Below are 20,565 nucleotides of genomic sequence, written 5' to 3'. Positions count from 1 at the left end.
CCGGCTACGGAACGCTAAACCGGCCCCTCTCGAGGGGCCGGTTTTTTATGCAGGCTCGGCCTTGTGTTGCAGGGCGCGTTCCAGCAGCGGCTTGAGGAAACGGCCAGTGTGGGAGGCAGTCATCGTCGCTACTTTTTCCGGGGTGCCCTCGGCGATGATGCGCCCGCCGCCGGAGCCGCCCTCGGGTCCCAGATCCACCACCCAGTCCGCGGTCTTGATCACGTCCAGGTTGTGTTCGATCACGACGATGGTATTGCCGTGGTCGCGCAAGCGATGGAGCACGGTGAGCAGCTGACGAATATCCTCAAAGTGTAGCCCGGTGGTGGGCTCGTCGAGGATATACAGCGTCTTGCCGGTGTCGCGTTTGGCAAGTTCACGAGCCAGTTTGACCCGCTGTGCCTCACCGCCGGAGAGGGTCGTGGCGCTCTGGCCCAGGCGAATGTAGGAGAGCCCCACATCGAGCAGGGTCTGTAGACGCCGGGCGATGGCCGGCACCGGGCTGAAGAACGCCAGCGCTTCCTCTACCGTCATTCCCAGCACCTCATCGATGCTCTTGCCCTTGTACTGGATCTCAAGCGTCTCGCGGTTGTAGCGCTTGCCCTTGCAGACGTCGCAGGGGACGTAGATGTCCGGCAGGAAATGCATCTCCACCTTGATCATCCCCTCGCCTTGGCACGCCTCGCAGCGCCCGCCCTTGACGTTGAAGCTGAAGCGCCCCGGTTTGTAGCCCCGTGCTCGGGCTTCCTGTGTGCCGGAAAAGAGCTCGCGGATCGGCGTGAAGATGCCGGTATAGGTGGCTGGGTTGGAGCGCGGGGTGCGCCCGATGGGGCTTTGGTCAATATCGATCACCTTGTCGAGCTGATCGAGCCCTTCGATACGCTGGTAGGGTCCTGGCGTCAGGCTGGTGGCGTGGTTGAGTTCGCGAGCGGCGATGGGCATCAGTGTCGCATTGATCAGGGTCGATTTGCCGGAGCCCGACACTCCGGTGACGCAGATGAACAGCCCCAGTGGCAGCTCGAGAGTCACATCCTGAAGGTTGTTGCCGGTCGCCCCTACCAGGCGCAGGACCTTCTCCGGGTTGCCGGGAATTCGCCACGGCGGCACCTCGATGCGTCGCGTTCCAACCAGGTACTGGCCGGTGAGGGAGTCGGGGTTGGCCATCACCGCCTCGGGGGTGCCCTGGGCGACGATACGCCCGCCGTGCACGCCCGCGCCCGGTCCGATGTCCAGCACATGATCTGCCGCGCGGATGGCCTCTTCGTCGTGCTCCACGACGATCACGGTATTGCCCAGGTCGCGCAGACGCTCCAGGGTCTTGAGCAGGCGGTCATTGTCCCGCTGATGCAGGCCGATGGAGGGCTCGTCCAGGATATACATGACGCCCACCAGGCCAGCGCCGATCTGGCTGGCCAGGCGGATGCGCTGTGCCTCGCCGCCGGAGAGTGTCTCGGCGCTGCGTTCCAGCGTCAGATAGTCGAGGCCTACGTTAACCAGAAACTCCAGTCGGGCGTGGATCTCGTTGATGATCTTCACGGCAATCTCGCCGCGCCGCCCCGGCAGTGCCAGGGCCTTGAAGTAGTGCCACGCCTCGCCGATGGGCAGGCGAACCATCTCCGGCAGATTGCGCTCGTCGATGAAGACGTGGCGCGATTCCTTGCGTAGCCGCGAACCCTGGCAGGTCGGGCAGGGCTGCACGGCGATGTAGCGTGCCAGCTCCTCGCGCACCATGTTGGATTCCGTCTCGCGGTAACGGCGCTGCAGGTTGGGCAGTACCCCCTCGAAGGGGTGCTGGCGGGTCACCTTGCGGCCACGGTCATTGACGTAGTGGAAGGCAATCTCGTCGTTACCGCTGCCGTGGAGGATCACCTCGCGCTCGTGACGTGCCAGTTCCTGCCAGGGGGTCTCGAGGGTAAAGCGATAGTGCTCCGCCACCGATTGCAGCTGATTGAAGTAGAACACGCTGCGGCGGTCCCAGCCCTTGATGACACCCTCGGCCAGGGAAAGCTCCGGGTGGCTGATCAGCTTGTCCTGATCGAACACTTGCTGCACGCCGAGCCCCTCACAGCTAGGGCAGGCGCCGGCGGGGTTGTTGAAGGAGAACATGCGCGGCTCAAGCTCGGCGATGGAGTAGCCGCATACCGGGCAGGCGAAGCGCGCGGAGAAGGCGATGTCATCCTGCTCGCCGTCCATGAAATGGACCATGGCGATGCCGTCGGAAAGATTCAGGGCGGTCTCGAAGGATTCCGCCAGACGCTGCTGCAGGCCATCGCGGACCTTGATGCGATCTACCACCACGCTGATGTCGTGCTTGCGGTTCTTGTCCAGAGGCGCAATATCATCGAGTTCGAGCACCTGACCGTTCACCATGGCGCGCACGAAACCCTGAGCGCGCAGTTCGGCAAGCAGCTGCAGGTGTTCGCCCTTGCGCCCTTTGACAACCGGTGCCAGCAGCATCAGCTTGCTGCCCTCGGAGAGCGACAGCACCTGGTCGACCATCTGGGAGACCGTCTGGGCCTCCAGGTCCTCGCCGTGCTCCGGGCACCGGGGAGTGCCGGTGCGGGCGAACAGCAAGCGCAGGTAGTCGTAGATCTCGGTGATGGTGCCCACGGTAGAGCGTGGGTTATGAGAGGTGGACTTCTGTTCGATGGAGATCGCCGGTGACAGCCCCTCGATATGGTCGACGTCGGGCTTCTCCATCATCGACAGAAATTGTCGGGCATAAGTAGAGAGCGATTCCACGTAGCGGCGCTGTCCCTCGGCGTAGAGGGTGTCGAAGGCCAGCGACGACTTGCCCGAGCCAGAGAGCCCGGTCACCACGATTAGCCTGTCGCGGGGCAGCTCGACATCGATATCCTTCAGGTTGTGGGTGCGAGCACCCCTCACCAGAATCTTGTCCATTCCCACCTCGGGCGCACGGCAAAAGATCCATTATACGGGGCAGGCTGCCGTGGCGGCAAAGTGCGGTCCGGGCACGGCTTTCCCTGGGTGGCAGCGAGCCGCTAGAATATGCGACTCACTCAAGGGTGCATCGCACCCGAGCATGGAACGTCATCATCCCTATGCGAAAGGTTTCCGGGCTTCTGCTGCCCAGCGAGCGGCGCGCCATCACAGGGCTGGCCAGCCTCTACGCGACGCGCATGCTGGGCCTGTTCATGGTGCTGCCGGTGCTGGCCCTCTACGCCGACGATTTGAGCGGTGCTACCCCGCTGCTGGTAGGGCTGGCACTGGGCGTCTACGGTCTTACCCAAGCGCTGTTGCAGATACCCTTCGGCGCTCTCTCCGACCGCATTGGTCGCAAGCCGGTGATCGCTTTCGGTCTCGTGTTGTTCATGATGGGCAGCGTGGTGGCGGCGAACGCCGAGTCCATCGGCGGGGTGATTGCGGGCCGCTCCCTGCAGGGTAGCGGAGCGGTGGCCGCCGCCATCATGGCGCTGCTCGCCGACCAGACCCGCGAGCAGGTGCGCACCGCCGCGATGGCCACTATCGGGCTGTCCATCGGCGTGGCTTTTGCCCTGGCCATGGTGCTGGGTCCCTGGCTGGCCGCCGGTTTCGGACTTTCTTCGGTGTTCTGGTTCACCGCGGCATTGGCTTTGCTTGGCATAGCAGTGCTATGGAAGCTTGTCCCACCCGCGCCGCGCCGCCTTCAGCATCGCGACGTCGGCATCGAGCGCAGCCAGCTGGCTGCGACCCTGGGGCGCCACGAGCTGCTACGTCTGGATTTGTCTATCTTCGCCCTGCACCTGATCCTGATGGCGATCTTTGTTGCCGTGCCCTTCCGGCTGCTGGAGGCCGGGATCGCGGTGGAGCGTCATGGACTCACCTACCTTGGCGTCATGCTGCTGGCCTTCGCCGGGATGGTGCCGCTGGTGATCCTGGCCGAGAAGCGCCGTCAGATGAAGGCGATGTGTCTGCTGGCCATCGGCGCCATTACCCTAAGCCTTGGCGGTTTGGCCGGCCTGGAGGGCAGTCTCTGGGGGTTATGGGGCTGGCTGCTGCTGTTTTTCATCGCCTTCAATCTACTCGAAGCGACCCTGCCGTCGATGCTCAGCAAGCTGGCGCCGGCCGGGGCCAAGGGGACCGCCATGGGGGTCTACTCCACCAGTCAGTTTCTGGGGGCCTTCCTGGGCGGGGTGCTTGGCGGCTTTCTGGCCCAGCAGTGGGGGCTGGCCGCGGTGTTCGTCGGCTGTGGTCTGCTGGGAGTGGTGTGGCTGGCGTTGATGGCGGGCATGACACCGCCGCCACACCTGGCCAGCGAAGTGGTGGCCCTGGACGACGAGCACCAAGGTGCGGCACTCGAGAGTCTGGCGGCCCGCTTCGCCGAGGTGGCCGGCGTCGAAGACGTGCTGGTGGTCCCCGAGGATCGGCTGGCCTACCTCAAGGTTGACCGCCGGCACCTCGATGAAGAAGCCCTGGCAAGAGTGATCGATAATGGCAAGGAGCGGGCCTGATGGCCGGCTCGCAACAAGTGTCTCGCAACGACTTGGCTCGCAAGCAGGCGCTAGATGCGCCATCCTTCAGGCCTGCCTGCAGCCACATGAATTCATGACAGCAAGGAGTCCAACATGGCCCGTGGCGTCAACAAGGTCATTCTGATCGGCAACCTGGGACAAGATCCCGAGGTTCGCTTTCTACCCTCCGGGGCCCCGGTGGCCAACCTGCGGCTTGCCACCACCGATACCTGGATGGACAAGCAGTCCGGCCAGCGCCAGGAGCGCACCGAATGGCACACTCTGGTGATGTTCAACAAACTGGCGGAGATCGGCCAGCAGTACCTCAAGAAGGGCTCGCGGATCTACGTCGAGGGCCGTCTGCAGACCCGCAAATGGCAGGGGCAGGACGGCCAGGACCGCTACAGCACCGAGATTGTCGTCAACGACATGCAGATGCTCGATTCTCGGAGTGGCGGCGGTGACGCCCAGGGCGGCGGCGCACCCCAGAGCGGCCAATACGGTGGTGCTCCTCAGCAGGGAGGCTATGGCGGTCAGCCCCAGCAGCAGGGCGGTGGCTATGGTGGTCAGCCCCAGCAGCCGGCTCACCCTCAGCAGCGTCCTGCTCCGACCCCGCCGGCAGGGCAGCCACAGAGCGGTCAGCAGGGCAACCAGCAGGGCAACCAGCAGGGCAACTATGGGGCGCCGGATCCGGGCAGCTTCGACGACTTTGATGACGAGATTCCGTTTTAGAACGGAGCCATCTGCCAGGCGCAGGGAGGAGCACGAGTGAAGCTGCTGATACTGGATGCCGGCCATTGCCTGAGCCTGGCGCTGGCCCGGGAAGCCAATCGGCGCAGCGATACTGAACTGATCATTGATACCGGCTGTGTGGTGAACGCCGATCGGCTCGCCAAGGTGGCGCCGGATGCGCTGATCATTCCACCTCTGTCGCGTCCCATTCAGGCTGCGCCGGCCGAAGTGACTGTCCATGCCGCGGTGGTGGAGCAATGTATGGAGGCGTGTCGGGAGGCCGGCGTGCCTCTGGTGTGGTGCGTCTCCGACCAGCTCTACGAGGACGGTTTCGCCGAACCCATCGATGAGCACGTTATCCCGCGCCCTCGGGACGAGAGTCTGCGCCGCCTGGTGGTGACCGGCGATCGCATCCGCGCGGAGTGCCCGCGGCACCTGATTGTGCGCCTGGGTCCACTGTTTGCTCTCGAGGGCGGCCACGCCTGGCTGGGGGAGCTGGTCGACACCCTGGTGGCCGGCCGGGAGGTGCGTGGCGAGGCCGACGTCACCTGCTGTCCCACTTCCGTCGACGCCGTAGCCATGTCGCTGATCGGTATGCTCCAGCAGCAGCACTGCGGTGCCGATGCCTGGGGCAGCTACCACCTGGCCGGCACTGAGCCAGTCAGTGTCTACACTTTCGTTTCCATGGTGCGCACGCAGCTTGCCACCCGTCTCGAGGGTCTCGGCAAGCCGGCTTCGCTGGGAGAGGTGAAGGCCATGCACCACCATCACGACCATCCTCTGCGACGGGTGCTCAATTGCCGACGCGTGCTCGAGGTGTTCGGCGTCCACCAGAAACCCTGGCGGCTAGAGGTGGGGCGGATGCTCGACGCCTGGTGCGATGACAGCTATCGCTGCCATGAACCGCCGGAGGGGGCATTACTGCCATGAATGCCCTGCGCAGCCTGCTCTTCTATATAGGCTACTTTCTTATCATGCTGGTGTGCGGCCTACTGTTCGTGCCGCTTGCGCCCCTGTTGCCGTTGAGTAGCCGCTACCGCCTGCTCAACGTCTACAATCATTTGATCACCGCCTGGTTTCGGTGGGTGTGCGGGGTGCGCTATGAGATCCGTGGACGCGAGCGCCTGCCTGCGGGTCCCTGCGTGATCGTATCCAACCATCAGAGCGAGTGGGAGACCATCTACCTCCAGGTCCTCAAGCCGCCGATCTGCACCGTGCTCAAACAGGAGCTGCTGCATATTCCGCTCTTCGGCTGGGGGCTGCGCCTGCTGCACCCTATCGCCCTGGATCGCAGCAGGCCTGCCCGGGCCATGAAGCAGGTGCTCACCCAGGGCAAGCAGCGCCTGGAAGAGGGGCTCTCGGTGCTGATCTTTCCTGAGGGCACACGGGTCGCGCCGGGGGAACGCAAGCGCTACAACAAGAGCGGCCCGGTGATTGCCTGTCGCGCCGGCGTGCCGGTGGTGCCGATAGCCCACAATGCCGGCGAGCGCTGGCCGGGGCGCCATTGGGTCAAGAACCCTGGGCGCCTGTCGCTGGTGGTGGGCGAACCCATCCAGACCACCGGACGCACCCCGGAAGAGGTGCTGGTGGATGTGGAAACCTGGATAGAGACGACTCTTATCGAGATCTCCGATGTGCCGCGGCCGGCCTCACCGACACCGGCGGTTAACGTCGAGAAAAACGCGGTCTGAGGCGAAGGCTCACCAACGCCAGATTAACCAACGCAAGGAGGCGCCCCGTGGGGCGCCTCCTTGCGTTGGACCGACGCTTGATCGGCCCGTGGGGCTCATTCATGTCGCGTCAGTTTGTAAACTTCTCCAGCACCAGACAGGCATTGGTACCGCCGAAGCCGAAGCTGTTGGAGAGTACGCGATTAATCTTCACGTTGTCGCGACACTGGGTAACGATATCAAAGCCGTCGGCCTGTTCGTCCAGGGTATCGACGTTGGCCGAGGCGGCGATAAAATCGTTCTCCATCATCAGCAGCGAGTAGATCGCCTCCTGCACGCCGGTGGCACCCAGCGAGTGACCTGTGAGCGACTTGGTGGAGCTCATGGCCGGCGTAGTATCGCCGAACACCTCACGGATCGCCTTGAGCTCGGCCACGTCGCCCACCGGCGTAGAGGTGCCGTGGGTATTGATGTAGTCGATCTTGCCTTCCACCGTGGCCATGGCCTGGCGCATGCAGCGCACCGCGCCCTCGCCGGAGGGCGCGACCATGTCGTGGCCGTCGGAGGTGGCGCCGTAGCCAACGACTTCCGCATAGATCTTCGCGCCCCGTGCGCGGGCGTGCTCCAGCTCCTCGAGAACGACCATGCCGCCGCCACCGGCGATGACGAAACCGTCGCGGGCCTGGTCATAGGGCCGCGAGGCCTTGTCGGGGGTGTCGTTATACTGGGTGGAAAGCGCGCCCATGGCGTCGAACAGGCAGGAGAGGGTCCAGTGCTCCTCTTCGCCGCCGCCGGCGAAGACCACGTCCTGCTTGCCCATCTGGATCTGCTCCACGGCGCTGCCGATGCAGTGGGCCGAGGTGGCGCAGGCCGAGGAGATAGAGTAGTTGACCCCCTTGATCTTGAACGGCGTGGCCAGACACGCGGAGACGGTGCTGCCCATGGTGCGGGTGACCCGGTAGGGACCAACGCGGCGGAGTCCTTTCTCGCGCATCAGATCGGCGGCCTCCACCTGATTGGCGCTGGAGGCGCCTCCAGAGCCGGCGATGAGGCCGGTACGCTCGCTGGAGACCATCTCCGGCGCTAACCCCGAGTCCTCGATGGCCTGGGCCATGGAGACATAGGCGTAGGCCGCAGCATCGCCCATGAAACGTCGCAGCTTGCGGTCGATCAAGGCGTCAAGGTCGATGTCTACGCTGCCGGCAACCTGGCTGCGGAATCCGCGCTCGGCGTACTCATCTTTGAAGCGAATACCCGAGCGCCCTTCCCTGAGTGCCTCGATCACAGCCTGACGGTCGTTGCCCAGGCAGGACACGATGCCCAGGCCGGTGACTACCACTCGTCGCATGGAAGCCTCCTGATTCAGAAGTTCGCGGTGGAAGTAAACAGGCCCACGCGTAGATCGGTGGCCTGGTAGATGTCGCGGCCATCGACCGACACGGTGCCGTCGGCGATGCCGAGAATCAGGCGCCGTGTGATGATGCGCTTGATGTCGATCTTGTAGGTGACCTTACCGGCCTCGGGCAGTATCTGGCCAGTGAACTTGACTTCGCCACAGCCCAGGGCGCGTCCGCGCCCTGGATGGCCCAGCCAGCCCAGGTAGAAACCGACCAGCTGCCACATGGCGTCCAGACCTAGACATCCGGGCATCACCGGATCGCCAGGAAAGTGGCACTCGAAGAACCACAGCTTGGGGTCGATGTCCAGTTCGGCGATCAGCTCGCCTTTGCCGAAGTCACCGCCATCCTCATAGATGCGAGTGATGCGGTCGAGCATCAGCATGTTGGGAGCCGGTAGCTGGGCGTTGCCGGGGCCGAAGAGCTCGCCGCGGGAGCAGGCCAGCAGTTCTTCGCGATCAAAGGAGTGTTGCTTGGTCACTGGGTCATTCCGAAGGTCGAAGTTATTGTGCGCGGCAGGCGACAGGCCTCCGCCAGGCGACAGTAGTCAAGTCTACTGTCCACGCAGAGGGAATGCACGCCGGGCGTCCCTTGCCGCATCAGCGTGGAAACCTCGTAGCGCTCGAGAAGGTACAGTAAATGCCTGGACGGCCGATAAATAGGCCAATGTCTTTCACTCACGCATGAGTTAAGCCAACGCCATGTGGCCATCTTTTTCCCTCAACCGCCCGCTGATGTGGGTTGGCCTTGCCGGCCTCACGCTCAGCGTCTGGCTGCCCGACCTGGTCCTGCGCGCCGTGGCCATCTCCCTGGTGGGGCTAGGCCTGGCCGACGCCTGGCGGCAAGTTTGTCGTGAGCATCAGCATGCGCGGCTGGGCCAGGAGGCGTTGGCGCTGACCGAGGATGGTGTCATTGTCACCGACGCGGCCAATCGTATCCTCGCCGTCAACCCTGCCTTTACCCGCATTACCGGCTTCAGCGTCGAGGAGGTGCGAGGTCGCAATGCCACTGCGCTGTCAGCGCCCCGCCACGACACCGCCTTCTTCGAGCGCTTTTGGCAGACCCTGCACGGCACTGGACGCTGGGAAGGGGAGATGTGGAATCGCCGCAAGCACGGCGACGAATATCCCGAATGGCTGCGCGTACGTGCCATCACCGATGCCAACGGTCGGCTCAGTCACCACGTCTACCTGTTCACTGACATCTCGATGCACAAGGCACGTGAGCGTGACTTGCGTCGGATCGGCTTTGAGGACCCCCTCACGGGCCTTCCGAACCGGCGCAGACTGCACGACTTGATGGGATCGCGGTTGCGCCACCTGCGGGCCGGCGAGAGCCTCGACATCGCACTGATCGATATCGATGGTTTCAAGGAGGTCAACGACTCCCTCGGCGTCGAGCAGGGTGATCGCCTGCTGGCGCGATTTGGCCAGCGCCTGGCCAACCAGGTCGCCGGCGGCGTCGTGGGACGTCTCGGCGGCGACGAATTCATGGTGATCCGCACGACCAATTTCGACGATCACGACAAGTGGGTCGCTAGCCTCCGAACCCACCTTGCCGAGCCCTTCGAACTGCAGGGACACTCATTGCGCCTGGGGCTTACCGTGGGTAGCTGCCGCGCCCCGGAAGATGGCCGGGAGTCCGGCACCCTTTTTCAAAGGCTGGAGTCGGCGCTCTATACCGCCAAACGCAATGGGCGTAATCACAGCCAACGCTTCCGTCCAGCCCTGGACGTGCAGGAGACCCCCCAGCTGGGTATCGTCAACGACCTGCGCCACGCCCTGGCCACTGGCTCTCAACTTGAGTTGCACTACCAGGGGCAGCACCGCCTGGGGGATGGCGGCCTGGTAGGCTGGGAGGCGCTGCTGCGCTGGCGGCACCCCCGCGACGGCATGATCTCGCCTGTCGACTTCATCCCTCTGGCCGAGCGACACGGTCTGATGGCCTCGCTGGGTAATTGGGTTATCGATGAGGCGCTTGCCTGTCAGGCGCGCTGGCGCCGATTGGGCATGCCTGAGCTGCCGATATGGATCAACGTCTCAGCGCTGCAGATGTTCCAGGGCGAGCTGGAATCAGCGCTTAGTGCAGGGCTGGCACGCCATGGGGTGCCAGCGCCGCTGCTGGGGCTGGAAATCACCGAATCCGTGTTGCTTGACGAGCGCGCCGGCGACATTGCGCCGCGCCTTGAAGCGCTACGCAAGCTGGGACACCCTGTTGCCATTGATGACTTCGGCACCGGCTACTCGTCTCTGGGCTACCTGAAGCAGCTGCCTCTGGATAAGCTCAAGCTCGACCGCACCTTTATCCGTGCCCTGCCCGGCGACCGCGCCGACGCGGCCATTGTCAACGCGGTGCTGGCGATGGCGCGGGGGCTCGACCTGGAAGTGATCGCGGAAGGAGTCGAAACCGAGGCCCAGCGTGACTTCCTGTTGGCTGCAGGCTGCGTTCTGGTACAGGGTTTCCTCTATGCGCGCCCTGAACCAGCAGACGCCATTGAAGCGCGCTGGTTGCCTGCGGGGTCAGGCGGGGGAAGTACGGCGCTCGCTGCGGCCAAAGTGAATGGCTAGCCACAGACAGAGCAGACCCCACACCAGGGCTTGAACGGGAAGCAGCCAGGACGCAAGAGTCACATCGGCCAGCTGGGCGCCGGCATAATAGGAGGCCGGACCGCTGATGGCCCCCCCCAGCACGGCAAGCCAAGGGTACTGCCACAGCCAGGCCAGCGAGTGGTGAAGCAGGGTGGCGAAAAGCGGCCACAGCAGCCATATCCACAGCGGCAATACGCCGAACATCAGCGGCTGGTCGCCGAAGTCAAAGCCGCCAATCAGGGTCAGGCCACCATCCACTACAAGTCCCATCGCTGCAAAGCCTGCCAGCCAGCGCCACTCTCCCGGCTTCGCCTGCCAGACCAGGTGAAGGGTCAAGATGACGAACGCGACCGGCGCCGCGATCCAGGAGCCACCCAGTACGCAGGCAAGCCAGCCCAGTTCGAAGGCCACCAGGTTGAGCAGCGCCCGGCGAGTGCCCGGCTGGCGCAGGACCGAAGACAGTGCCATCGGTCAGTGACTACCGGTCTGGGGGGCGGGGCGAGCACCGGGTTTGGCCAGCAGCAGGTGGCAGGTGCCGATGCTACGCTCCAGGAAGCCGCCCTCGCAGTAGCAGAGGTAGTAGCGCCACATGCGGATGAAACGCTCGTCATAGCCCAGCTTGCGAACCCGTTCGAGGTTGGCCTCGAAGCGATGGCGCCATTCGCGCAGCGTGCGCGCATAGTGGGTGCCGATTTCGTCCAAGGACAGCACGTTGAGGGACGTGCGCCGAGCCAGACCATCAAGGATGGCTCGGTGGGAGGGCAGGAAGCCGCCCGGAAAGATGTAGCGCTTAATGAAATCCATCTCGCGCTTGGCAGCCTCGAAGCGCTGATCACGGATGGTGATGGCCTGCAGCAGAGCCATACCGTCATCGGTCAGTAGTCGATCCAGGGTGACCAGATAGGTATCCAGATATTGGTGACCCACCGCTTCGATCATCTCCACGGAGATCAGCCGATCGAAGCGCCCGGAGAGCTCACGATAGTCCTGCTTGAGCAGGGTGATGCGGTCTCCCAAGCCCTCCTCCTCGATGCGCCGCGCGGTATGAGCGTACTGCTCATCGGAGATAGTGGTGGTGGTGACCCGGCAGCCGCGGGTGCGGGCCGCGTGAATGGCCAGCCCGCCCCAGCCGGTCCCGATCTCCAGCAGATGGTGCTGGGGGCGCACGTCGAGGCGGTCGAGCATCAGGTCCAGCTTAAAGGTGGACGCTTCCTCCAGGCTCGCCTCCGGATAGGGGAATACCGCACTGGAGTACATCAGGTGGTGCTCGTCCAAGAAGGTGGCGAACAGATCATTGCCGATGTCGTAGTGGGCGGCAATATTGCGCCGCGAGCCCTTGAGACTGTTGCGCTGCAGGCGGTAGACGGCGGCCATCAGCCAGCGACCCAGCCGCGCCGTACCGTTCTCCATTTCACCGTTGACGCGCTCCAGATTGGCGGCAAGGAGCCGCACCAGGGCGACCAGATCATCGACGTCCCAGTCACCGTCCATGTAGGCCTCGGCGGCCCCAACGGTTCCGCCTAGCGCAAGGCGTTTCCAGGCGCGGCTGTCGCGCACCACCAGAGTAACGTCCAGGGGGCCGCCCTGACCGAGCTGGTGGCGGCGGTGTCCCTCGATCAGAGTCACCCGGCCGCCCTCCATTCGATCCAACTGCTTCAGCAGCCGAGGCCGCAGCCAGCGGGTCAGGCGATCGGCATCCTCAACGACGGAGCCTGTAGTGCTTGCGGAGCGCAGAGTGTTCACGACTAACTCTCCTTACGGGAACTCGGGTCAGGACCGGGGTGGTCATGGATCGGCACGCGCTTGAGCCACAGGCGCAGGGCCTCGAAGTGGATGCCGGCCAGGGTCTTGAGACTCATCCAGGGCTGGCGTGCCAGGGTACCCAGCAGTACGCCGCGGGTCGCCGGACGGGCCTCCAGGGTCAGGGTGGCGTCGAAGTGTTTTGCGTCCCCCTGCCAGTTCTCCATGTGCATCATCAGCTGCGCTTCCGGCGTGTTGAAGCGCCAGCGGTAGGTCATGTCCATGGGATTGAAGGGCGAGACGTGCATCGTCTTGGCGAAGGTGGCCTCGTGACTATGTCGGGTTGGCTCTATGGCGCAGGCGTAACGAGCGCGCTCTCCCCAGGGCACATTGGTCACCTCGCCGAGCACGGCGCGCAGCCGATTCTCGGTGTCGAAAGCGTAATAGAGTGAGACCGGGTTGATGCCGAGCCCCAGGGTGCGCAGCTGAGTCAGCAGGCAAATGCGCCCGTCCGGTGCCCAGCCGAGCTGGCGCTCAATCTCCTCATGTGCCGCCTGTTTGAGTGGCCGGTCGTGAGGAGCGAGATCGTCCTTGAGATCGTTCTTGAGATCGTCCGTGAGATAGTCCCTGCGCCGGAAGCGCGCCAGGGCCGGGCGGCGGGCGCTGAAGCCCGGTACGCCGTCGAAGAGCTCGGGCAGCTCATCCAGATCCAGCCATGCCATCCACACGCGGTAGGTGAAGGCGTGTTGACGCGGCAGAAAGCGACGGTGGCGCAGGGTGCCGCGGTAGATGCGGGAGCGAGGCGCGGTGTTCATGCCACGGCGACCTCAAGGGCGTCGGGCGCCCAGCCGGGCTCCCCTGGGCGCGGTGACGTTTCGTCGCAGCCCAGGCCGCGAGCCACCCGCAGCGCGCTCCACACCCCGTCCTCGTGGAAGCCGTTGCGCCAGTAGGCGCCGCAATAATGGGTGCGGAAGTCGGGGCCGGAGATCTCTGCGTGGCGTGCCTTGGCCGCTTCTCCTGCCAGGGTGAACTGGGGGTGAGCATAGGTGAAACGACCCAGTACCTTGTTCGGATCGATAGCATCGCTGTCGTTAAGGGTGACGCAGAAGGTGTGGGGCGTCTCCAGGCGCTGAAGGATATTCATGTCATAGGTGACGGAGATACGCTCGTGTTCGCCGCGCCCATCGAGCCGATAGTTCCAGCTCGCCCAAGCACGGCGGCGGCGCGGGAGCAGCTGCGTATCGGTGTGCAACACCACCTCGTTGTCTTGGTAGGGCAGCGCGCCGAGGATGTCGCGCTCGGCGGGACTCGGATCGTCCAGCAATGCCAGGGCCTGATCGGCATGGCAGGCCAGTACCACTTCGTCGAAGCATTCCGTTCCGGCGTCGGTGCGCACTTCCACGCCATCGGCCAGGCGGCGAATACCGCGTACCGGGGTCGAGAGTCGAATGCGCTCCGCGTATGGCGCGGTCATCGCCGGGATGTAGCTTCGCGAGCCGCCTACCAGGGTGTACCACTGGGGACGGTCACTCACCGATAGCAGGCCGTGGTGGCGAAAGAAACGCACAAAGAACTGCAGCGGGAAGTCGCGCAAATCCTGAAGGCTGGCCGACCAGATGGCAGCGCCCATGGGAAGCAAGTAGTGGCGCTGGAAGGCAGCGCCGTAGCTACCGGCGTCAAGCCACTCGCCAAGCGTCATGTCAGGAGCGAGAGTGCCGCTGTCGAGGGCCAGGATCGCTTCGCGGTTGAAGCGCAGGATATCGCGCAGTAGCCGGTAGAAACTGGGACGCAGCAAATTGCGCCGCTGAGCAAACAGGCTCGACAGGGTGTGGCCGTTATATTCGAAGTCGCGGGCAGTCTCGTGAACCGAGAAGCTCATCTCGGTGGGCTGAGTGAGCACACCCAGCCTTGCCAGCAAATGACGGAAGTGGGGGTAGGTCCAGTCGTTGAAGACGATGAAGCCGGTGTCGATGGCGTAGTGGCGTCCCTCGAGCTCTACGTCGACGGTGGCGGTGTGGCCACCCAGGCGGTCGGCGGCTTCGAACAGGGTCACCTGGTGGCGATTGGATAGGTACCAGGCGGCGGCCATGCCGCCGATGCCACTGCCGATCACGGCGATGCGGCGTTCCGGCTCCGCAGGATGGCGAAGGAAGGCGGTCATGGCGCACTCTCCGAAGTGGTGCCCGGTCTTACCAGGCGCAGGCCAAGGCGGTGTCGCAGCGCCGGGGGCAGGATGCCCATGAGCTTCAACAGCAGCGTGAAGCGGCGCGGGAAATGGATATCCAGACGTCGGCGTGAGAGGCCTGCCAGGATTGCTTCAGCGGCCTGATCGACCCCGACGCGCATCGGCATCGGAAAGTCGTTGCGATCGGTGAGAGGGGTCTTTACGAAGCCGGGGTGAATCACGCTGACGCCGATCCCCTCGGCGTGAAGATCGAGGCGCAGGGATTCGAGAAAATGACTAAGCGCCGCCTTGGAAGCGCCATAGGCCTCGGCGCGGGGCAGCGGCAAATAGGCCGCGGCGCTGGACGTCGCCGCCAGAAGCGGGCGACTGCCCTCGGCCCGGGCCTGGCGAAGCAGCGGCAGGGCCGCCTCAATGCAATAGACGGCGCCAAAGAAATTGGGGGCAAACACGCGTTCTACCAGCCCGACATCGAACTCTTGAGCGTCGAGATACTCACAGGTGCCGGCGTTAAGCAGCACCAGATCGAGACCGCCAAAAACCTCCGCGATTCGGTCACCGGCACGGGCCACGGCCTCTCGGTCGCTCACGTCCAGGGGCAGCAGTAGAGCGTTGTCGCGTCCGGCGGCGAGATGCTGCAGATCGGTTTCACCACGCGCGCTAAGGGCTACTCGGTGGCCGTCTTCGAGCAGACGCTCGGCGAGAGCCTTACCGATGCCGGAGGTGGCGCCGGTGAGCCAGATGCGTTGGTTACCGTTAAGTGGCATGAGGCCTCCAGGGGACCGGCCCTCCGGCCGGGATGGTCGACCGCCGCAAGCCATCGGTCAGCCGTCAATGTGTTTCTTTACCCGACGTATGATGCCGCCCAACAGCGGCAGGCGCTCGTAGAGCAGGGCGCCAGCGTCAAAGTAATCTCGGTGACGCATGACTCTGCCGTCCGCGACGAAAGTCAGGTGCGAGCAGCCATCTACCTGGATTTCTCTGCCTCCATCGAGTCGTGGATGCGTCAGAGACATGGTCCAGATGGCGAAGGCCTGATCGTCCAACATTTGTCGCTCATGAAAAGTGAAGCGACATGCTGTCACGTTTTCGTACAGGGTCGAAAAATAACGCTCCAGGGCCTCTGAGCCCTCTACCCGGTGGAGCGGATCGATGAATATGACATCCGGAGTATAGAACCTGAAGAGCTCTTTTGTACAGCTTTTGTCTAGCTTATTAAAGAAGGCGCAGAAAGCCTCCAGCCGGTCATCTGCGGTCGCTGCCATGGGCTGCTCCTGAAACGGGCGATGCCGAAACATCAGTCGGCCTTGAGTGCCTTGAAGGCTTCCAGGGCCCGAGCTCGAGCCGCCCTGTGGTCGACGATGGGCGGGGGATAGTCGACGCCACCGAGCAGGTCCCGGGGCGGGGCATGTCGCGCCTTGGCGGGCAGGTCGGCAAGAGGCGGCAGCCACTCGGCCAGGAATATTCCTTCGGGATCGAAACGGCTCGACTGGGTGGTGGGATTGAAGATACGGAAGTAGGGCGCGGCGTCTGTGCCGGTAGAGGCTGCCCACTGCCAGCCACCGTTGTTGGCGCAGAATTCTCCGTCCACCAGATGGCGCATAAAGAAGGCCTCGCCGCGCCGCCAGTCGATCAGCAGGTGCTTGCTGAGGAACATGGCGGTGATCATGCGCAGGCGGTTGTGCATCCAGCCGGTGGCGAGCAGCTGGCGCATGGCGGCATCGACGATGGGGTAGCCGGTGCGACCTTCGCACCAGGCGGAGAAACCTTCGTCATCATCCCGCCAGGCCAGTCCCTCGGTGTGGGCCTGAAAGGGGCGGTGTCGGCAGACCTGGGGGAAGCCTACCGCCACGTGGCGGTAGAACTCACGCCACACCAGCTCGTTCACCCAGGCCACAAGCCCGGCATCGCCTTCGGCCAGGCTGCCGTCGTTCTCGGCCATCACCGCCTGGAGGCACTGGCGGTGTGAGATCATGCCCAGCGCCAGATAGGGTGAGAGTTCACTGGTGCCGCGAATCGCTGGGAAGTCGCGCTGGCGCCCATAGTGGCGCCCGCGAAAGCGCAGGAAGCGCTCCAGGCGGTCGGCGGCCGGCCCTTCTCCGGCCGGCCACTGGCGGCCATCGATAGGGGTGTCTTCGAGAGGGGGTAATTCGGGCAGCGGGTCGCTGACGATGCCGATAGAAGCCTGGGGAGCGGGGGTGTCGCTCAGCGCCAGGCGTTCCGCCGTCAGCTGGCGATGCCAGCTTTTCGAGAAAGGGGTAAAGACACCGTAGTAGTCGCCCTTGCCGGTGAGCAGCTCCCCCGGGGCAAAGGCCACGGCGTCATGGTGCCCGTTGGCTTCGAGCCCTGCCTCCTGACAGGCGGCGACCACGGCCGCGTCCCGGCGCTGCTCATCCAGCGGATACTCGTGATTGAAGTGCAGGGCGCTGGCGCCAACCTCGCGGGCGATGGCCAGCAGCGCGGCGGGAGCCTCGCGAAAATCGTCGATGTCGCGGTGCAGCAGCGGAATGTTGAGCCCCGCCAGAGACTCCTCGAGGGCGGCTACGCCGCGGGCGCGGAAGTCGAGCTGATTGGCGCCATGTCCATGGCGCTGCCAGTGGGGCAGGCTTCGCAGGGTGACGGCCACAACCGATCCCCGGGCGGTGGCGGCGGCCAATGCGCGATTATCTGCGACGCGCAGATCGCTGCGAAACCACATCAGGGTGATAGGCATGGTGTGCTCACTTCATCAGAGGTAGCCGGGTCAGGGGCAGCAGGACGGACAGCTCCGCCATCGCCTGGTCCAGGTCGTCACCCAGCACCGCCACCCGGCTCTCTTCCAGGTCGGCTTCGCGGATTCGAGCCACTGGGCCACACAGCGCCAGCGGCACTTCCAGCTGCTCCGCCAGGCGCGGCAGCTGGCGCCGTACCAAATCGCTGCGGCCGGCGTGGCTGCCGGCCATTAACACGCCGCTAGCGCCCAGTGCTTCCACCGCCAGAGGTATCTCGCCAAACGGCAACGCCGTGTCGAGCAGCTCCACCCGGTAGCCATAGTCACTTGCGGCCAGGGCCGCCAGCAGCCGCCACAGGGTTCCCGGATCGTCAGGCATCGGCACCATCAGCAACACCGGACCCTGAGCGCGGGCGTTGGCGTGGAGCAGGCGGGTGCCGATGCGAGTGCGCAGGAAAGCCTCGAGACTGAGTCGCTGGAGGGTATCACCAAGCCTATCGCCCCAGTGCTCTTCGAGCTCCCGCACCGCGGGAGCCCACAGTTCGGCGATGCAAACCGGCACAGGATAGAGCGAGAAAGACTGGGCGTAGAGGGTCTCCAGACGCGCCAGGTCCATGGCTTCGGTGGCAGTGACCAACTGGGCGTGCTGGCCCGGCCAGTCGCTGGCGTCTGCCATCGGCGCTTCGCTGACCTCGGGGCGGTCCAGCAGCTCGCGCACTTGGCTCACTGGCACCCCGCGATTGAGCCACTGAAGGATCTGCTCGACGCGCTCAATGTCTTCTTGGGCGTAGAGGCGGTGTCCCTTGGGGGTGCGCTGGGGCTTGATCAGCCCGTAGCGCCGCTCCCAGGCTCGCAGGGTCACCGAGTTCACGCCGGTAAGGCGGGAAACCTCCCGGATCGGGTAGAGCGGCGTATCGCCGGCGTGCTGTGAGGGGTCGCTCATGGCTGGCAGGACCTCTCGGCCCCGGCGGCGATGAGTGTCTGGGCATAAGACATGACGGACTCCTGTCACGGTCGATTCAGATGGACTTGGCGACCAGTGCCTCGCCGAGATGGTGGCCCGAGAGCCAAGCGTCCTCGACCCGTGGGCCTCGCCAGCCGTCGCCGCACAGGGCCAGGCCGCTAGCCGAGAGGCGATAATCGAGGTTGACGGCCTCGCCGCCGGCAAAGACATCGGGTTGAGCGTAGCGCCAGCGGTGAGCGCCCAGCGCGCTGGGCTCCGGGAGGGAGATGCCGGCGGGCAGCGCCTGCTGAAAGGCATCAAGCAGAGCTTCCACCACTGTCTCCTCGCTGTCCTCCAGTCGCGCCTCGCTCCATGACAAGTTGGCCAGCAGGCTCAGGCTCTCACCTTGATCCTGGCGGCCGGGCTTGAGCTGGTTGCGGACCACGAAACGCAGCCGCGGATCGTTAATGCGTACCGCCTGCCAGTCACTATCGACGTCGGGCAGTGCGGGCAGCGGTGCATCGAACAGCGCCCAGGCGGCCCAGCAGGGGCGCTGGATGACCGTTTCGCAGGCGGCAGCTAGGCTCTCATCATGGGAACCCAACAGGGCATGGGCCTGAGAGGAAGGTATGGCGAGCACCACTCGAGCGAAGGGGCCGTGGCGATTGCCGTGCTCGTCCACCAGCTGCCATTGTCCGGCACAACCCTCAAGGTGTTCGATGCGGGTCTCGGTCTCGACCGTCAGCCCTTCGGCCAGGTGGCGGGTTACGGCGCTCATGCTCGGGGTGCCGCACAGTCGCTCCAGATCATCCTCGTGGCGCTGCCAGCTGCCCGTCTCTGCCGACCACAGCGACACAGGCCAGGGGGCGATGGCGCCAGCCTTGTGCCAGCTATCCACAGCATGACGAAAGGTCGTATCGCGGACACTGAAGAACTGGGCGCCCAGGTCGAGCACGGCATCGGGCAGGCGGCGGCTGGACATCCTGCCGCCGACACCGCGAGCTTTGTCGAACAGCGTAACCGGCAGGCCGCCGGTGTCCAGCGCCCGAGCGCAGGCTAGCCCGGCAATGCCTGCACCGATAATAGCGGTACGGCGGGTGGAATCTGAGCACATGGCAGCGTCATCCTCGTTAGTTTTCGGCTAGACTAGCAGAAGTGTACAACAGCTGTATAACTCATGGCAGATGCTAGTCATTTCAAATATACCCAGTAAAGAAATCAGGAGGTCTCGATGCGAGTGCTGATCACCGGCGGCAGCGGATTTGTGGGGCAGCGGCTTTGCCAGCACCTGGCCGAGGCGGGGCATCGGCTGCTGGTGGTGTCACGGGACCCGGAAGCAGTGAGGTCACGGCTTCCCGAGGGCACGGATATCCGACGCTCGGTGCTGGACTTCGTGGATACGCCACCGGAAGCCATCGTCAATCTCGCCGGCGAATCCATCGCCGCCAAGCGTTGGAGCGATGACCAGAAAAAGCAGCTGATCGACTCGCGGGTCACTATCACGCGTGATCTTGTCATCCTCTGCGAACAACTCAAGGCCAGCGGCAACCGGCCCCCTCAGGTGATGGTGTCTGCCTCGGCGATGGGCTACTACGGCGACCAGGGGGATCGCGAGGTCAGCGAACAGACCCCGCCCCACGACGAGTTTGCCCACCGACTCTGCAAGCGCTGGGAAGACACCGCCCGGGAGGCGGAGGCATTCGGCACCCGGGTGGTGCTACTGCGCATCGGCCTGGTCCTCGACGCCGGTGGTGGCAGCCTGCAGAAGATGCTGCCGCCCTTCAAGCTGGGTCTTGGTGGGCGCTTCGGTGACGGCAAGCAGTTCATGCCCTGGGTCCACCGCGAGGACCTGGTGCGGGCTATCCTGTTTCTGCTCGATAATCCCGAGCTTGAAGGCCCCTTCAACGGCAGCGCCCCGCGCCCGGTGACCAACGCCGAGTTCAGCCGCACCCTGGCCAAGGCGCTCAAGCGCCCGGCAATCTTTCCGGTGCCGGCTTTCGTACTGGAGACTGCCTTCGGCGAAATGTCACGGCTGCTGCTCACCGGTGCCGACATGCGCCCGAAGCGTCTCCAGGAAGCGGGCTTCCAGTTCCAGTTCGAGACCCTGGAAGCCGCCCTGGCGGATATCGTTAAATGAGGCTCCCCGCCTGACATC

Annotated in this window: 18 protein-coding genes; 6 read left to right on the top strand and 12 right to left on the bottom strand. The window is 64.6% G+C overall.

Annotation, left to right across the window (positions count from 1 at the left end):
- Positions 1–45: 45 nt before the first annotated feature.
- On the bottom strand, positions 46–2,898 hold the full coding sequence (gene uvrA / locus ACFODV_RS16005; RefSeq protein WP_379761235.1) for an excinuclease ABC subunit UvrA: 2,853 nt from the start codon (positions 2,896–2,898) through the stop codon (positions 46–48).
- A gap of 161 nt (positions 2,899–3,059) precedes the next feature.
- Between uvrA and ACFODV_RS16000 the strand changes: the two genes are divergently transcribed.
- From ACFODV_RS16000 to ACFODV_RS15985, 4 genes are all read left to right on the top strand, one after another.
- Positions 3,060–4,448 (top strand): MFS transporter, encoded by a 1,389-nt coding sequence (locus ACFODV_RS16000; protein ID WP_379761233.1) that lies wholly within the window; start codon positions 3,060–3,062, stop codon positions 4,446–4,448.
- 114 nt (positions 4,449–4,562) lie between these two features.
- Positions 4,563–5,180, top strand: coding sequence for a single-stranded DNA-binding protein (locus ACFODV_RS15995; protein WP_379761231.1), 618 nt, complete (start codon positions 4,563–4,565; stop codon positions 5,178–5,180).
- 36 nt (positions 5,181–5,216) lie between these two features.
- Complete coding sequence (locus ACFODV_RS15990) at positions 5,217–6,110, top strand: sugar nucleotide-binding protein (RefSeq protein ID WP_379761229.1); 894 nt, start codon at positions 5,217–5,219, stop codon at positions 6,108–6,110.
- Positions 6,107–6,871, top strand: coding sequence for a lysophospholipid acyltransferase family protein (locus ACFODV_RS15985; protein ID WP_379761227.1), 765 nt, complete (start codon positions 6,107–6,109; stop codon positions 6,869–6,871). The genes ACFODV_RS15990 and ACFODV_RS15985 overlap by 4 nt, the downstream gene beginning before the upstream one ends.
- Before the next feature lie 109 nt (positions 6,872–6,980).
- Here ACFODV_RS15985 and fabB read toward each other — a convergent pair whose 3' ends face one another.
- Positions 6,981–8,198, bottom strand: a complete 1,218-nt coding sequence (fabB, locus tag ACFODV_RS15980; RefSeq protein WP_379761225.1) for a beta-ketoacyl-ACP synthase I — start codon at positions 8,196–8,198, stop codon at positions 6,981–6,983.
- A gap of 14 nt (positions 8,199–8,212) precedes the next feature.
- Positions 8,213–8,728: a 3-hydroxyacyl-[acyl-carrier-protein] dehydratase FabA gene (fabA, locus tag ACFODV_RS15975; RefSeq protein ID WP_379761222.1), complete on the bottom strand. Its 516-nt coding sequence runs from the start codon at positions 8,726–8,728 to the stop codon at positions 8,213–8,215.
- Positions 8,729–8,948: 220 nt separating this feature from the next.
- Between fabA and ACFODV_RS15970 the strand changes: the two genes are divergently transcribed.
- Entirely contained in the window at positions 8,949–10,814 is a 1,866-nt protein-coding gene (locus tag ACFODV_RS15970; protein WP_379761219.1) for a putative bifunctional diguanylate cyclase/phosphodiesterase, read from the top strand.
- Here the strand turns inward: ACFODV_RS15970 and ACFODV_RS15965 are convergent.
- The 9 genes from ACFODV_RS15965 to ACFODV_RS15925 all read right to left on the bottom strand — a co-directional run bounded on the left by ACFODV_RS15965 (position 10,767) and on the right by ACFODV_RS15925 (position 19,524).
- On the bottom strand, positions 10,767–11,303 hold the full coding sequence (locus ACFODV_RS15965) for a DUF2878 domain-containing protein (protein WP_379761217.1): 537 nt from the start codon (positions 11,301–11,303) through the stop codon (positions 10,767–10,769). The two genes, ACFODV_RS15970 and ACFODV_RS15965, sit on opposite strands and share 48 nt — an antisense overlap.
- Before the next feature lie 3 nt (positions 11,304–11,306).
- Positions 11,307–12,476 (bottom strand): class I SAM-dependent methyltransferase, encoded by a 1,170-nt coding sequence (locus ACFODV_RS15960; protein WP_379761288.1) that lies wholly within the window; start codon positions 12,474–12,476, stop codon positions 11,307–11,309.
- A 104-nt stretch (positions 12,477–12,580) separates the two neighbouring features.
- Positions 12,581–13,390, bottom strand: coding sequence for a DUF1365 domain-containing protein (locus ACFODV_RS15955; protein ID WP_379761215.1), 810 nt, complete (start codon positions 13,388–13,390; stop codon positions 12,581–12,583).
- Positions 13,387–14,736: an NAD(P)/FAD-dependent oxidoreductase gene (locus ACFODV_RS15950; protein ID WP_379761213.1), complete on the bottom strand. Its 1,350-nt coding sequence runs from the start codon at positions 14,734–14,736 to the stop codon at positions 13,387–13,389. Before ACFODV_RS15950 ends, ACFODV_RS15955 begins: the two co-directional genes overlap by 4 nt.
- Positions 14,733–15,524, bottom strand: coding sequence for an SDR family NAD(P)-dependent oxidoreductase (locus ACFODV_RS15945; protein ID WP_379761211.1), 792 nt, complete (start codon positions 15,522–15,524; stop codon positions 14,733–14,735). The genes ACFODV_RS15950 and ACFODV_RS15945 overlap by 4 nt, the downstream gene beginning before the upstream one ends.
- A gap of 57 nt (positions 15,525–15,581) precedes the next feature.
- Positions 15,582–16,022, bottom strand: a complete 441-nt coding sequence (locus ACFODV_RS15940; RefSeq protein WP_379761209.1) for a nuclear transport factor 2 family protein — start codon at positions 16,020–16,022, stop codon at positions 15,582–15,584.
- A 32-nt stretch (positions 16,023–16,054) separates the two neighbouring features.
- A complete protein-coding gene (gene phrB / locus ACFODV_RS15935) occupies positions 16,055–17,470 on the bottom strand; it encodes a deoxyribodipyrimidine photo-lyase (RefSeq protein WP_379761207.1) in 1,416 nt (471 codons plus the stop codon).
- A 7-nt stretch (positions 17,471–17,477) separates the two neighbouring features.
- Positions 17,478–18,410, bottom strand: a complete 933-nt coding sequence (locus tag ACFODV_RS15930) for a MerR family transcriptional regulator (protein WP_379761205.1) — start codon at positions 18,408–18,410, stop codon at positions 17,478–17,480.
- Positions 18,411–18,486: 76 nt separating this feature from the next.
- Positions 18,487–19,524: an NAD(P)/FAD-dependent oxidoreductase gene (locus ACFODV_RS15925; protein ID WP_379761203.1), complete on the bottom strand. Its 1,038-nt coding sequence runs from the start codon at positions 19,522–19,524 to the stop codon at positions 18,487–18,489.
- Between the two features lie 117 nt (positions 19,525–19,641).
- Between ACFODV_RS15925 and ACFODV_RS15920 the strand changes: the two genes are divergently transcribed.
- Positions 19,642–20,547 (top strand): TIGR01777 family oxidoreductase, encoded by a 906-nt coding sequence (locus ACFODV_RS15920; protein WP_379761201.1) that lies wholly within the window; start codon positions 19,642–19,644, stop codon positions 20,545–20,547.
- Positions 20,548–20,565: the final 18 nt, after the last annotated feature.

The sequence above is a fragment of the Halomonas tibetensis genome, assembly GCF_042643535.1.
In the GTDB taxonomy this organism is placed as follows: Bacteria; Pseudomonadota; Gammaproteobacteria; order Pseudomonadales; family Halomonadaceae; genus Halomonas; species Halomonas tibetensis.
Note: the sequence above shows the minus strand (reverse complement) of the source record. Positions and strands in the feature narration are given on the sequence as shown.